14 protein-coding genes and 1 pseudogene are annotated in these 14,927 nt (G+C 40.3%); 1 reads left to right on the top strand and 14 read right to left on the bottom strand.

Features of this window, described 5'->3' with window-relative positions; translation table 11 throughout:
- The 11 genes and pseudogenes from M3234_RS13575 to M3234_RS13525 all read right to left on the bottom strand — a co-directional run bounded on the left by M3234_RS13575 (position 1) and on the right by M3234_RS13525 (position 10,599).
- Positions 1-714, bottom strand: coding sequence for a DsbA family protein (locus tag M3234_RS13575; RefSeq protein WP_262305272.1), 714 nt, complete (start codon positions 712-714; stop codon positions 1-3).
- Between the two features lie 92 nt (positions 715-806).
- Positions 807-2,063, bottom strand: a pseudogene (locus tag M3234_RS13570) (sugar efflux transporter).
- Positions 2,064-2,138: 75 nt separating this feature from the next.
- Positions 2,139-2,405 carry a phosphocarrier protein HPr gene (locus M3234_RS13565; protein ID WP_066314053.1) on the bottom strand — a complete coding sequence of 89 codons (267 nt, stop codon included), beginning with the start codon at positions 2,403-2,405 and terminating at the stop codon, positions 2,139-2,141.
- A 12-nt stretch (positions 2,406-2,417) separates the two neighbouring features.
- On the bottom strand, positions 2,418-3,857 hold the full coding sequence (locus M3234_RS13560) for a glycoside hydrolase family 1 protein (protein WP_262305224.1): 1,440 nt from the start codon (positions 3,855-3,857) through the stop codon (positions 2,418-2,420).
- An 88-nt stretch (positions 3,858-3,945) separates the two neighbouring features.
- A complete protein-coding gene (gene chbG, locus M3234_RS13555) occupies positions 3,946-4,650 on the bottom strand; it encodes a chitin disaccharide deacetylase (protein ID WP_262305223.1) in 705 nt (234 codons plus the stop codon).
- 52 nt (positions 4,651-4,702) lie between these two features.
- Positions 4,703-6,025, bottom strand: coding sequence for a 6-phospho-beta-glucosidase (locus tag M3234_RS13550; protein ID WP_262305222.1), 1,323 nt, complete (start codon positions 6,023-6,025; stop codon positions 4,703-4,705).
- A 20-nt stretch (positions 6,026-6,045) separates the two neighbouring features.
- Entirely contained in the window at positions 6,046-6,363 is a 318-nt protein-coding gene (locus M3234_RS13545; RefSeq protein ID WP_262305221.1) for a PTS sugar transporter subunit IIA, read from the bottom strand.
- 82 nt (positions 6,364-6,445) lie between these two features.
- Positions 6,446-7,765 (bottom strand): PTS cellobiose transporter subunit IIC, encoded by a 1,320-nt coding sequence (gene celB, locus M3234_RS13540; protein ID WP_262305220.1) that lies wholly within the window; start codon positions 7,763-7,765, stop codon positions 6,446-6,448.
- A gap of 13 nt (positions 7,766-7,778) precedes the next feature.
- Entirely contained in the window at positions 7,779-8,084 is a 306-nt protein-coding gene (locus M3234_RS13535) for a PTS sugar transporter subunit IIB (RefSeq protein ID WP_262305219.1), read from the bottom strand.
- Positions 8,085-8,325: 241 nt separating this feature from the next.
- The gene (locus M3234_RS13530) at positions 8,326-8,643 is read right to left on the bottom strand and encodes a PTS sugar transporter subunit IIB (RefSeq protein ID WP_262305218.1); all 318 of its coding nucleotides are present in this window, start codon (positions 8,641-8,643) and stop codon (positions 8,326-8,328) included.
- A 21-nt stretch (positions 8,644-8,664) separates the two neighbouring features.
- The gene (locus M3234_RS13525) at positions 8,665-10,599 is read right to left on the bottom strand and encodes a BglG family transcription antiterminator (RefSeq protein ID WP_262305217.1); all 1,935 of its coding nucleotides are present in this window, start codon (positions 10,597-10,599) and stop codon (positions 8,665-8,667) included.
- A gap of 170 nt (positions 10,600-10,769) precedes the next feature.
- Here M3234_RS13525 and M3234_RS13520 point away from each other — a divergent pair, with 170 nt between their 5' ends.
- Positions 10,770-11,828 carry a lactonase family protein gene (locus M3234_RS13520; protein ID WP_262305216.1) on the top strand — a complete coding sequence of 353 codons (1,059 nt, stop codon included), beginning with the start codon at positions 10,770-10,772 and terminating at the stop codon, positions 11,826-11,828.
- A gap of 51 nt (positions 11,829-11,879) precedes the next feature.
- Here the strand turns inward: M3234_RS13520 and M3234_RS13515 are convergent, their stop codons facing one another.
- From M3234_RS13515 to M3234_RS13505, 3 genes are all read right to left on the bottom strand, one after another.
- Positions 11,880-12,482 (bottom strand): sugar transferase, encoded by a 603-nt coding sequence (locus tag M3234_RS13515; protein ID WP_285858445.1) that lies wholly within the window; start codon positions 12,480-12,482, stop codon positions 11,880-11,882.
- A 90-nt stretch (positions 12,483-12,572) separates the two neighbouring features.
- The gene (locus tag M3234_RS13510; RefSeq protein ID WP_262305215.1) at positions 12,573-13,634 is read right to left on the bottom strand and encodes a GNAT family N-acetyltransferase; all 1,062 of its coding nucleotides are present in this window, start codon (positions 13,632-13,634) and stop codon (positions 12,573-12,575) included.
- A gap of 28 nt (positions 13,635-13,662) precedes the next feature.
- Positions 13,663-14,862 (bottom strand): ATP-grasp domain-containing protein, encoded by a 1,200-nt coding sequence (locus tag M3234_RS13505; RefSeq protein ID WP_262305214.1) that lies wholly within the window; start codon positions 14,860-14,862, stop codon positions 13,663-13,665.
- Between the last annotated feature and the right edge of the window lie 65 nt (positions 14,863-14,927).

Here is a 14,927-nt window from a genome sequence, read left to right as displayed (position 1 = left end):
TTACTTCCCCTTTGCGGCTTCTTCAACCATCGCCTTTAAGTCATCCATTGATTGTCCGGTAAACATCTTGCCATTAACAAAAAGTGTCGGTGTTCCCGTAACACCTAATTTCGCGACATAATCCATATCCTTTTGCCAAGCTTCATGCGATTTTTTGTCACGGAAATTTCTCACTACTTTGTCAACTTCTTCTCCGCTGGCAACCTCTTTTAATACATCCGTTAAAAATGGTTCCGTAAATAAATCAATCTTTTCATACTTTGTGTCCTCAGGCTGCCTTTTATAAAGAAGCTCGTGGAATGCCCAAAACTTCTCGTTCCCAAGCTCCTGGAACACAGACTCGGCAAATTTGGCGGAGCGCTCTGAATCCACATTAATGAATGAATCATTCATAAAATAAAACTTGGCTTTTCCAGTATCCACAAACTCATCCAGAATTAACGGAACGAACGATTCAGCAAAACTTTTGCAAGCCGGGCATTTGTAATCCCCGAATTCTACAATCGAAACCGGTGCGGCCTTATCACCAAGGAACGGCTGATAACTGTAATCAATTTCCGCTGTTTTAGTTTCTGCTTTCTCTTTTTGCTTATCTGAATAACTATTTAAAAAGATTAGTCCCAATACCCCTACTGCTATTAATCCGATCACCCAAAAAACAAATTTTGAAGATGAACCCTGTTCTTTCTTCCCATTTAGTTTATTATTAGCCATCATCGTGCCCCTTCAAATAATGATTTGACTAGCTAATATAAATATTACGTATCTTAATCAAGAATGCAAACATAAGGCACTGTTAATAGCCTTTATAAATTAGAAACTCTTTCATTTCCGCTGTCAAAACTAGTAGTATTTTGTTTCTTAAATAGGAACAGAAATGCTAGACCCATACCAGCAAAAATAGTATAGATGAAAATGAGGTGTCCATAGCTAATCAGTTCCGAAATAAAGCCGAACAGCAAATAACCAACAGTTGAGCCGATTTGTGTGGTATTCATATAAAGGGTTGTTGCCGTACCAGGTGCCTCCGGAATGAAATCCTGAAAATAAGAAATCGCAATCCCTGCCGTTATCGAAACCTGTGCAGCACTCAAAAACTGCAACGGATAGATTTGCCATGGAGCGTTGACAAAGCCAAACAACAAAAAGTACAGAAATGCAGTGAAAAATCCTATTTTTATTAAGATGGCATTATCAATTTTCGTTGCCCAGATTCCGACCAAGACCATCAATGGCACTTCAAAAACTGGCGCTACACTAAAAATAATCCCGACATCCATTTCGGTACCATGCAATACCTTGGTGACGAACTGTGGCACATTTAACATGTGAATAGAAGTTGCGGTAGAAAGTAAAAATGCCGCAGCCAAATAACCAAAAATATACGGCCTTTTCACATATTTGCTTACCGATGGCACTTCTGCCCGAACTGAGACTTGTTGACTAGATACATCTTTTAAGAGAAAGATAATAGCTATAAGTGCCAGGAGCTACCCAGCTACCACAAATAAAAATAACCCTTTAAAACCGCCGGCCTGAAGCAGCCATGCGCCGAGAGCAGGCCCCACCGTCCAGGACAAAGCGAAAAACATCCGAAATACATTCATCACAAATGGAGTATCTTCTTTTGCAATACTAGACTGTGTTAGCACATCCCTAGCGTAAGCCCATAACTGTGGCACTGCGGCAGCTGTTACACCGAGCACAAAAAACCCCGTAATCATCAACGCAAAGTAATTTCGTAAAAAAGCATATAAGCCATAACCCACAATTCCCGATAGCGCGGTTAAAACCAACAGCTTTTTTCGGCTCATGTTCGTATCTGACAATTTGGCGATATAAGTGCTGAGGGCAACCCCGCCTATAGCAGTGATTGTCATAAACACCCCAAATCCGATATTGCTCATTCCCACCTCATCAATACCGAACAAAGAGGAAAATGGCAGGAAAAATGAAGTTGATAGCCCAAAAATAAAGTTAATTAAAAATAAGGCTGGAAACGATGGAATCTTCCACACAAAAACCGCTTTTTCTTTTACATTGGATAAAACTTTATTTTCCATGTCCCATCATCCAATCAAAAAAATTCCCCTTACACGGGCCATTTCCATGTAAGGGGTTTCCTTTACTATCATAAATCAGTTGGCCAAGCCTTCTTTTTTCAATACTTCCTCAAGCTGCTGAATGGCAGCGTCCGCATCTTCACCTTCTGCGTTAATCTTAATTTCGGCTCCATTAGGAATTCCAAGGGACATGACTCCCATAATTGATTTTAGATTTACTTGTTTTTCCTTATAAGCGATTGTAACCTCTGATTTGAATTTTGATGCCGTACTAACCAAAACAGTTGCTGGACGTGCGTGGATTCCCGCTGAATCGATTACTGTAAATGTTTTTTCTGCCATTATATTGCCCTCCTATAAATCTTTTCCGTTTGTTTCGATGACTTCTTTATACCAAAAATAGCTCTTCTTTTTAATCCGGCGCAAGTCATGGTCGCCTTCTTCATGCTGGTTGACATACACGAAGCCGTAACGCTTTTGGAAGCCATTCAGCCAACTTAACAGGTCTGTAAAGGACCATGTGCAATAACCGAGCATTTCAACACCATCGGTAATGGCCTCCTGGACTGCTTTTAAGTGAGACCGCAGGTAATCAATCCGGTAATCATCATTGACAACATCGCCGTCTTCCAGCTTGTCGTACTCTCCAAGGCCGTTTTCGCTGATTAAAATTGGCAGCTGATAACGGTTTGTGATGCGGCGCAGACCAATACGAAGTCCCGTTGGGTCAATATTCCAGTCCCAATTTGTCCGTTCAAGATTCTCATTTTTGACTGTCTTATACAAACCTGGAACCCCGGTATCCTGGGATGTTCCTTTTTTACCGGTCGTATTAAAAGTTCCTTCTGTCACCCCGCCTACTAGAGGATTTTTTTCATAGGTGGTAGTTTGGTAATAGTTCACGCCCATGAAATCAGGTGTGCCTTCCTTCAATAACTCGAGGTCGCCGCTTTCAAGCTTTGGTGCCAGCCCTTTGCTTTCCAAGTAATTCCATGCAGACTTTGGATATTCGCCCCAGGCATATACATCCATCCACCAGTGGCTGTTTGCTTCCTCAGCATTTTCTGCTGACAAAATATCCTCAGGCTTGGAGCTTGCCGGATAGGCAGGAGAATAAGCAAAACTTGGGCCAATTTTTCCATCAGGGACATATTTGCGGAATTCCTTGATGGCACTGGCGTTAGCCAGATTGGCATGATGATTGACCTGATAGAACAGCTTTTCATCCTTGACTCCTGGCGGGTGCATCGCCGTTTTATAGCCAAGCCCAGTAAATACATTTTGCTCATTTAGACTGACCCAATACTTGACGCGGTCGCCGTAGTTTTTATAAAGGGTGACAGCAAAGTTTGTAAAGTCATCAACGATTTGCCGGGATTCCCAACCGCCATATTCATCCTGAAGCGCCTGCGGCAAATCCCAGTGATAGATTGTCAATATCGGCTCAATTTTATACTTTATTAATTCATTGATCAAATTATTATAAAACTCTAAGCCTTTCTCGTTAACTTCCCCTTTTCCAGCCGGAAAAATACGGCTCCATGCCACTGAAAAACGATAAGCCTTCAGTCCCATTTCCGCCATTAACCGCACGTCCTCCTGATAGCGGTGGTAGTGGTCAACGGCGACATCGCCTGTAGTCCCTTTAAAGGTTTTGCCAGGAATTCTGACGAACTGGTCCCAGTTGGATGGCCCCTTGCCGTCTTTATCCCAGGCGCCTTCTACCTGATAGGCAGCTGATGCCGACCCCCATAAAAAATCAGCAGGAAATGGTTTTAGATTTTCATGTATCATTTCATTTCTCTCCTTACTATGCAGTCATTTAACTATACTAAGTTAGTTCCGGTGGAAGCATACACCGGAACTACGATTTGTCTTACGATTAGGCAAGTTGAATATTGTCCGGAAGCTTGACAGTCGTTAGGATCTCAAGCTCTTTTACTCGGTCTACGTTATAAGATGAACCAGTAAGTACTGATGAATCAAGATAACCAGGGTGAGCCATTACTTCCACCACTGTCCCGTCTGGAAAACGGTCGGCCAATTTTTCAAAGTAATCAAATGTAAGTGTTTCCCCGTAAAAATCAGTTGTCAAAACATCTGAAAATGCAGGAACTCCTTCAATTTGTACATCACCAGAGCAGCGGACTGGCAAATTGTATTTTTTTGAAAGTCGTTGAACCACTGGAAGCAGAAGCGGGATACCGTGTGCATGATGGTGTGAATCCATGTGAGTAAGAGGGACCCCGGAAGCAAGGAATTTTTCAATTTGTGCGGTCCATTCCTGCTCAACTTGTTCAACATTAAGATTCGGGTCATTGAAGATAATGCTATTCTTTTTGAAATAGCCATCCTCATCAACCAGATCAGGTACGTTAGTAAGCGGCTTTCCACATGTCAAAACAAGATGTATACCCACTTGAAGTTCAGGGTTTTCTTTTGCCAGTTGAAATGCATGCTCCGCACCCGGCATATTGGTCATAAGCGTAGCTGAATTTAAGATCCCATACTTATGTGCATCAATGACACCGAAATTAATCGCTCTTGAATAACCAAAATCGTCGCTGTTTACAATTAATTTAATCATGATCTTTCCCCCTATTTTAAAATAGGACCTGAAAGCTCAGGTCCTAATCTTTTTACTTGTTGAAGAATTGTGGCAAGTAATCCTTATGGGCTTCAAGCATTTCATCAACGATTTGCTTAGCAAGCTTGTCGCTTGCAACAAGCGGGTTAATCGTCAAAGCAAGAACTGCCTTGTCATAGTTTCCTTCAACTGCTGCCTCAGCTGAGATGCGTTCAAACGATTTGATTTGTTGTACAAGACCGCGGGCGGCAACCGGAATGTCACCCATTGTAATTGGCTTAGGACCATCTTTAGTAATGATACAGCTTACTTCAACAGCGGAATCATTTGGTATGCTGGCAATTGCACCATTGTTCATTGTGTTGACAGGCTGAATGTCGCGCTTATCGTTATACATAGAAGAAATTAAACGAACTGCAGCATCAGAGTAGTAAGCACCACCACGCTTCTCCAATTGAGGCGGCTTAATGTTCAGGTTAGGATCTTTGTATAATTCGAACAAATCATCTTCGAGACGCTTAACCACTTCAGCACGAGTTCCTTCTTTTTCAGCGGCTTCAATCGTTTTCTTAACCATTTCTGGCATTTTGTAATAATAGTTGTGATAAGGGCAAGTTAAGGCACCCAATGCTCTGATAAATTCAGGCTCCCAGCCCTGACCTTCAATATTTTTAACAAAGCTGGTGTTTTCAGGGTTAGTCAACATGTCAATTACTTTGTCTTTCACACTGACACCATCAACATACACATCCAAACCGTAAACCATATGGTTCAAACCGGCAAAATCAATGCGGACTCGGGAGTGCTCCACGTCCAACAGTTTGGCAATGCCCATTTCCATTCCGATTGGAACGTTACACAGACCGACAACTTTACGGAAGTTGCTATGGCGGAGCACTGCTTCAGTCACCATTCCAGCAGGATTTGTAAAGTTAATCAACCATGCTTCCGGACAAAGCTCTTCCATATCCTTTACAATATCAAGGATGACTGGGATTGTGCGCAGACCCTTAAACAATCCACCAGGGCCGTTTGTTTCTTGACCTAGCACCCCATACTTAAGCGGAATTCGCTCATCTTTTGCACGCGCATCCAATAGCCCGACACGGAACTGAGTGGTAACAAAATCCGCGTCTTTAAGAGCTGCACGGCGATCCAATGTTAAATGAACTTCAACTGGCAGACCGGCTTTTTCAAACATACGCTTCGCCAGATTACCTACGATTTCAAGCTTTTCGCGGCCTTCTTCCACATCGACAAGCCATAGTTCACGTAATGGCAGTTCATCATATCGTTTGATAAATCCTTCCACTAATTCTGGAGTATAACTGGATCCTCCGCCGATTGTGGCGATTTTAAGTGTTTGTTTAGTCAATTAAAAAACCTCCTGACGTTCTAGTTATTCATTTCTTGACGAATTTCCACTAATTCTCTTGCTAGATCTTTCAATGTCATGGCTGTCATTAAATGATCTTGAGCATGAACCAGAATGATGGGAATGTCGAAGCTTTCCCCGCCTGCTTCGGCTTGAATTAATTGTGTTTGAAATTGATGAGCTTCGTTCAATTCTTTTTCAGACTCGTTTAGTTTTTCATTTGCCTCGTCAAAGTTTTTATCCTTTGCAGCATAGATGGCCTCCATAGCCAGGCTTCTGGCGTTGCCACTGTGTAAAATTAATTGGAAACTTAAACCATATAATTCTTCTTTTGTCATTATGCTCACACCTTTATAGAAGTTTCAAAGAATAAGAGCCTGCCGATTGGCAAGCCCTAATTCAATTTTCAAGTTAATTTCATTATGCTGCGCTATTTTTTGCGTCGTTTTCTTGCTTAACCAATGTTTTGTCATATGCTTTCATGAATGGGAAGTAAATCGCAAAGGCGACTCCAAAGTTTACAAGCTGCATCACTAATGAAGAAACCTTACCTGTTGCCAAGAAACCACCTAAGAAGATTGGAGTTGTCCATGGTGGGACTGCTCCATTTGGTTTAGCCACACCGAAGAATTCCATACCCATCCATGTGGTAATGACAATGGCTAGTGGAGCTAAGATAAACGGAATCATCATAACCGGGTTCATAACAATTGGCATACCGAATGTAATCGGTTCGTTGATGTTGAAGATACCAGGTCCAATAGATAAGCGGCCTAATTGCTTCAGTTGCTGGCTCTTTGCGAATAATACCATTGCAAATACTAGAGCTAAAGTTGCACCGGAACCACCCACGTGAACAAAGATTTCGTAGAATTGTCCAGTAAAGATGTGAGGAACCTCTTTACCAGCTTGCATTGCAGCAGCATTTTCAGCGGCAGCTTGAAGCCAGATTGGGCTCATTACTCCACCGACAATACTTGCACCGTGAAGACCGGTTGTCCATAACAATTCAACCAAGAATACAACAACTAGCATACCAACTAGTGTTCCACTTAACTTACTAATTGGTTGTTGCAGCAAGTCTCTAACAATATTATGAACGCTTTCAAAGCTAGTTTGTTCGATTCCGATACGCAATAACCAGAAAATGATGATGACAATAAAACCAGGGATTAAGGCTACGAATGATTTAGACACACTTGGAGGTACACCATCAGGCATTTTGATAATGATGTCCTTTTGAACCACGAATCGATAAATTTCTGTTGATAAAAGGGCAACAATAATAGCAACGAACAACCCGCCTGAACCTGTTAGAGCAGTTGGGATAACACCGCCAACATCTACAGTAGTCTTATCTGCAAGTGTGAATACGGTTTTAAAAGGTGTTACCATCAAGAATGTTACGAGTGAAACAGCCCCAGCAGTCAGCCCATCCACTTTATAACTTTCAGCCAGCCGGTAGGCTATTCCAAAGGCAGCAATAAGGGCCATTGTGTTAAAGGTTGCATCGAATGGATAATTCAAGATGTTTTGTAAGAATTCATTTGTAATCATGTATTGACGATTTGGGTCCCCAAACCACGGAAGCCATCTGATAACCAAGAAAATAGAACCAATAATTAATAATGGCATTGTAAGGATCAGACCGTCACGCAACGCTTGCAAGTGTCTTTGACCGGCAATCTTAGCAGCGACAGGCATAACCTTGTTTTCGAGGAAATTATTAACCTTGCTCATTTAATTCACTCCTTTATTTTTTCACTAAATTTTGGGCGAATTTCACTACTTCTGGACCATTGCACATCCCATAATGTACTGGATTGATTGCATCCACTGGAATTCCTTTTTCTGCTCCAAGTGTTTTCATTTTAGGAAGCAAGTAACGAACCTGTGGTCCAAGTAGAAGAACATCGGCATTGTCGATGTGATTATTTACTTCACTGGCACCTACTGCCCAAATTTTCGCATCGATTCCTTGATCTTTTGCATACGCTTCCATTTTTGTTACTAAAAGACTAGTAGACATTCCTGCTGCACAGCATAATAAGATATTCATTGTTGGTAATTCCCCCTAAAAGTATTTATTCAAGAGAGAGAGTCATCGCTAAAATAATTGAATAATGGCTGATTCATCTTGCTCTCTAAGTTGTTTCCCTCTTGATGTCTTAATCATAAAATAAAAACGCTTTCATTTACACACAACCTTTTTCCGTTACGCAACGGAAATGGTTAGAAAGAATTATTTGAAAAATGCAAACGCCTTCAATCTAATGCAAATGAAGGATAAGCGCAGTAGCTCATCCTTCATTTTTTGAGTTATATAATTGTCTGGCGAATTTAAATACTTCTGTACCGTTGACTGTTCCATAGTGAACGGAATTTATAACAGCAACCGGAATCCCTTTTTCATCACCCGCGCGTTTAAAATCAGGAAGCAAATAGCGAACCTGCGGACCCAGCAATAGGACATCCGCCTCATCAATGTGTTTGGATACAGTATCAATTGCGACAGCCCAAACCTTGCAATCAATCCCTTGCTCCAAAGCGCATTTTTTCATTTTGGATACCAAAAGACTTGAAGACATACCTACTGAACAACATAATAATATATTCACATTTCCCTCCAGGTGCAGCGGTTAAGCTTTTCGAAAAATTGCCTCAAATTCTTTAAATGTTTTGCATTTAATCAGCTGCTGCACCACTTGACTATCATCGATTATTTGCACTAACAAATCGTACATGCTTTGTAAATCCGTGGAGCTATTTTTTTCAACATTTAGGAGACAGACAAATTGAACTCGTTTCCCGGACCAATCAATTGGCTTTTGCAATGTACAGATTGTCCAAAACGTGGAATCTGTCTTGGGCGTTAATGGATGTGGAATCGCTACAAAATTCCCATAGCTTGTAGGCGATAACGCTTCCCGTTCAAAAACACTGTCAAGATACTGGTCATCTACAAGTCCGAGTGTTAGCAGTTTGTCCCCGAGAAACTTCAGGACCTCCTCCTTGGTGGCAAAATTCATTTGCAGGAACACCAATTCTTCCTTTAGATACTTCAGTCTTTGGTTAAGGCTTTCGGTAATGACCATTTCAATCTTATCCAAATCCGAACCGCCAAGAATGGTATTGACTTGAATGACCGGGATCGGCATATCCTGGGGAATAGGTATAGTACTAATCAAGAAATCCAGAGAATCCAGAGGAATTTTGCCAATTTTATAGAAGTCGGTCGTACCGACAATCTCAATTCTCGAACCGAACTTCGACTGGATTTTCGACGCAAGGAGCCTTGCGCTTCCTACACCTGATGCGCAAACGATCATGCATTTTTTCGGCGTGTTGTCGATTTTCTGATTTTCCATGGCGGCCCCCAAATGCAGCGCCAAATAGCCCATTTCATTTTCATTAATATCAATATTAAGTCTTCGCTTCAGAACAATCCCGGCAATGACGGCAGCCTGGAATGCCGCCGGGTATTTTGCTTTAATATCGTCAAGCAGTGGGTTCGGCAAGTTAATCCCATAATGGAAGCGATGAATCGCCGGCCGTAAATGCAGGCTAAGCGCAACAAACAATTCATGGTCGTCCTTAATATTTAAATGAAGATCATCGGCAACAGTATCAATAATTTCCTTTACTATTTCATATATTTGCTGATCGATGATTCCTTGAATTTTTGTTTCATCCAAATGAAGTTCGGTCACCATTTTTGTACCTAGCAAATGAATGGTTATATAGGCAATTTCCTCTTCAGGAAAAGCTACGCCCAATTCACGTTGGAGCTCGTTAACAATTTCCTCGGCAACTAGATATTGTTGTTGCTTTTTCAACTCTGCCAATTCCTGCGTAACTAAGGAAACATACTTTTCATTTTTGATTCGATTATAGGCGATAACGATATGTATGACCAGATTATTTAACCCAATATCAGATAAGGCGATATTATGTTGAATTATTCTATCCAAGATGATCTTCCTAATTGTATCTAAATCGTCTTTTAGAAATAACGGAACATGGTTGTTGTCAATATCCATTTCATTTTCGATATTGTTAAAAATATGATCAGCTATGCATAAACGCAGATTAAATTCTTCACCCTTTACCTTTAAGCCAAAATTCGGCTTGCTCTTCAATGAAATTCCGTAGCGGCGAAAAACGTCTTTGACATCCTTAAGGTCGTTTTGAAGGGTGGACTTACTGATAAATAGTTCATCAGCGATATCATCAAGCTTTATATATTCTTCCGACAGCAGCAGCCGCTTGATGACATAACGTACCCGTTCCTCCGGCAATGTTGGTACCTCACTATTTTGCTCCCGTTTGTTATCTGCCGCTTCTTGTAGTAATTGGCGGAATAAATGGTCATCTTGCACAATCAACTGATAGCCTGTCCCGCGAATTGATTTAATTTCCGCACCAAAGTCAGCAATTATGGACTCAAGCTCCCTGACATCATTTCGAATTGTCCTTGAAGTGACATCAAGTACTTTGGCCAAGTATTCACTTGTAACTGGAGTATCCGCTTTCATTAGCTCACGTATAATAACCGTCATTCGAGTGTTTAACATATTAAAACCCCCGCTTCTGATGTCAAATGCCGTCGTTTTTTGCATTTAATCATATCATACCATTATTTATAAAGGTGAAACACCGCAAAGTCGTTTCAATATGGTGAAAAATGATTTTTGGGTTATGATATGAATGAATGATTATTTTTATTTAACGAGGTGCCTAAGAAATGACAAACAATAAGAGTTATATAGGGTATATCGGAACGTATACCAAAGGGGAAAGTAAGGGAATTTACACATTTATGTTAAATACCCTAGAAAGAAAAATAGAGAATGTGAAGCTTGCCGCAGAACTAAGTAATCCTACATATTTAAATATCACTAAGGACAATCGCTATTTATATGCTGTTGCGAAAGAAGGCAGCAATGGTGGAATTGCGGCTTTTTCAGTCGGAGATAACGGGGAATTGACAGCTATTAATCGTGAAGTGAGCGAGGGTGCTCCTCCATGTCATGTGAGTGTGGATAGTGCCAGCAAGTTTGTGTTTGGAGCCAACTATCATAAGGGCTCAGTTGAATCACATTTGGTTAACCCAGAAGACGGTTCGATTTCTCCTGCTGTATCGGTGATTAAGCATGAAGGCCGCGGTCCGGACCCGCGCCAGGAAAAAGCCCACACCCATTATGCCGGACTAACCCCTGATGAAAAGTATTTGGCGGTTGTCGAATTGGGTACTGATGCATTAATAACATATAGCGTCGGCGACGAGGGGACCTTAACGAAGGTTCAGTTGCTGCCTCTGAAAGCTGGAAGCGGACCGCGCCATCTTACGTTCCATCCTAATGGAAAATGGGCTTATCTGATGACAGAATTCAGCTCGGAAGTCATCGCTTTAAACTACGATTCCGAAACGGGCCATTTTTCCGAGAAGCAATATATTTCGACTTTGCCAGGGGATTTTACGGGAAATAACCAGGGCAGCGCGATTCATATTTCCTCGGACGGCCGGTTTGTGTATGCGGGCAATCGCGGGCATAATAGCATTGCCGTGTTTAGCGTTGGCGGAAATACCGGTGAACTAACATTTGTGGAACATACTTCAACCGAGGGCGACTGGCCGCGGGATTTTGCGTTGGACCCTTCCGAGAAGTTTATTGTGGCTTCCAATCAGGAATCGGGGACTCTGGCGCTGTTTGCAAGGGATGAGGAGTCTGGGCGGTTGACATTGCTGCAGGCTGGGGTTAAGGCGCCTGAGGCGGTTTGTGTGAAGTTTTTGCATGTATAAAAATTCAAAAACAGGGTGAGCGGGATGCTCAACCTGTTTTTTCATAACATATCATTTAGCTTTTTGTTTTATACCCTTATAATCTTCCATGCTGTTATGTCCATCAGCATTAATCCCTTCTTTTTTTAAAACCTTCTTTAGTGTTAAAAGTAAAATTTTAATATCTAGAGCAATCGATTGATTGTTTACATACCAAATATCCATTGCAAATTTATCTTCCCAGCTGATTGAATTGCGGCCGTTCACTTGTGCCCAACCGGTTATTCCCGGCCTGACTTCATGTCTTCTCGCTTGTTCTTTTGTATATAATGGTAAATAATCCATTAATAAGGGACGTGGTCCTACTAAACTTAAATCTCCTTTTAGAACATTAAATAACTGCGGCAATTCATCCAAACTATACTTTCTCAACTTAATCCCTAATTTAGTCAAGCGAAAACTTCCAGGTAGCAATTTCCCAGATTCATCCCGTTTATCTATCATTGTACGGAACTTATAAATATTAAATGGTTTTCCACGAAGCCCTGGCCGCAATTGTTTAAATAGGATTGGCCTCCCCATACTAATATGAATCATGATCCCGATAACTAACAGTAGAGGGGAGAAAATAACAATCAATATACATGATCCAAACAAGTCTATCATTCTTTTCAAAATGATCACTCCTAAAAAATACAGCTTTGCACTTGGAAAATTATTCTCAATAGAGAGCAACTTAAACGAAATAAAAATCCCTTAATAATTTTATGTTGGGGAGTCTGCCAGTAATTCCTTTTTTGCTCTATAAATAGGAAAATATGTTTCGTTTACATTATAGCTTCTTCTTACTTCATCCACGATTTTACAGTACCTTTTTTCGTCATATACCTTCTTCCCCACATAATAATCTAAATGATTTGCATTTGAGAAAGAGGATTTAAACTTAAATAAGCCATCGTTTTCCTGATAGCCGCCTCCTAAATGAAGGAGCGATGCCCCTTTTGATTTACAAAATTCAATCATATAATCAAATAGCAAGTTATTCGGTTTAAGATGCAGGCCAGATGTTTTTGAAGCACCCAAATGATAATGCGAGTACTTTGGTCCATTCATAACCATGACTCCAGCAATTACCTCACTGCCTGATTGGGCAAAAAGTAAAAAGGTTTCACTTTTATTGCTTTTCTTCATTTGCTGAATAAAGTATTCTTCGCTGAAGTAAAAATAGCTGTCTGCTTTGTTCCTATCCATTGTTTCTTTATACATGTCAATAAAAAGGCCGATATTTTTTGGGGTATTGTCTGCTAAATAACAAAAAAGCCCTGCATTTTGGGCTTTTTTTATATTTCTCCTTGTCATAGATGAATATTGTTTTTTTATTTGATCCAAGGGGGCGGTTAAATCAACAGCTGTTGTTTTTCTGATATAATCCACATCCATAATATTTTTGCAAACTTCATAATTTCGAATAACCGGATGGAATCTGATGGTTTCCGTAATGATTTTGTTTTCAATACAATAATCTGTAAAACAATAATAAAACGATTCAATCGATTCCTCGCGTCCCTCCAGCAAAGGCCCCCCATAGCCATAGGGAGTGACAATATCATAAATTTCTTCGCCCGCCCAATCTACTTTCCTTTTTATAAATGGATAGAATATCTTTGATAATTCATCTTTATAAAAAGCAGCACGGAGCTGCCCATTTTCCATTTTTGCGAATAAACTGCCATATTCACGAGTATAGTAGACATCCGGGTCATTGAAGGTTTTCAATAATAATTCCCAGTCGAGCGGTGACTCGATTACTTGAAAATAGTAACTCATCTTTTCACCTCATATTACAATAAAAAATCTAGCTCACCTGGACACTAATATAATCAGTCATATGATTCATTTTATCTTTAAGTTCTTCCAAACTTTTGAACTTCAAAAACACAAATCCTAGCGCCTTTGTTCCGTCAGTAAATACCTCTATCATGTCGCCTTTTTCCTTGTAAATTTCTCTATGAATAATATGATTTTCAATTCCATTCTTGAATAGAATAGCCTCCAATTTCCCCGATTTTGCGGAATGGACCGTGTAGCTGAAATAAAACTCCTCCGTAGTAGGCTTATAATTTACATCAAGCTCATTATTGCCTATTGCAGCCTCTACAGTTGCCCCTACAAAATCAATTTCTGTTATGATTTTTAAAAAGTCGGGGATTAAATTCCCGCCATTCCTCGGTCCAATATCAATGAAGTAAATCTTTTCATCGCGGCCAATAATGGCTTCAATATTTAAGGCGCCCGTTTTAAGGTTTAACCTATCAATCAGTCTTTGAAGCTCTGAACGGACTAAACTTGCTCTCGCTTTATCCAGAAATAATGGGTAACTTTTACCTGCTGGAACATTGGGATTTACCTGATTATTTCTGTGGCAATTTAAAAATCCGCAAAACTCAAGGCGGCCATCAATTATAAAAACATCCCCGCCAATTTGATAATCATGGTTCTTCTCGATAAATTCCTCGACAATGACCGTTTTTTCTCTTGAATTCGAAAGAGCTTTTTCAAAGGCCCCCTCAAGATCCTTTATCGAGTCAACACGAGTGACTCCCTTGCTGCCTGATGAATCTACAGGCTTTAGCATGATAGGAAAGTGGAAGTTACTTAAACCATTCTTTGCTTCTTTAAAAACTTTGTAGCTTTCTGCCCTTGGACAAGAGAATCCATTTTCGTGCAGAAATTTCCTGAATTGCTCCTTATTTGTTAGAATAGATACTGATTCATACGGATGGGAAGGCAAATTTAATTTATTTGCTACATAGGCAGCGATTGAAGCAGCAGTATCAGAGATAAAAGCAACAATTCCATCAATTTCTCTTTTCCTGGCAATCTTCAAAATTCCCTCTTTATCAGTTGTACTTATACAATAATACTCATCCGAATATTTTTGACAGGGTGTATTTGATTGATAATCACATAGGATTGTATAGTAACCCATTTCCTTGGCATATTTGATAGCGGGAATTTGTTGAGCAGTACCACCTAGAAATAATATTTTTTTCATAATTACACTGCTCCTCTTAACCTTATATTCTAAATTGAACGACTAACTCTCCGATTAGTTATCTA

The sequence above is a fragment of the Neobacillus niacini genome, assembly GCF_023715785.1.
GTDB lineage: Bacteria > Bacillota > Bacilli > Bacillales > Cytobacillaceae > Neobacillus > Neobacillus niacini_E.
This window is presented reverse-complemented; position numbering and strand designations above follow the sequence as displayed.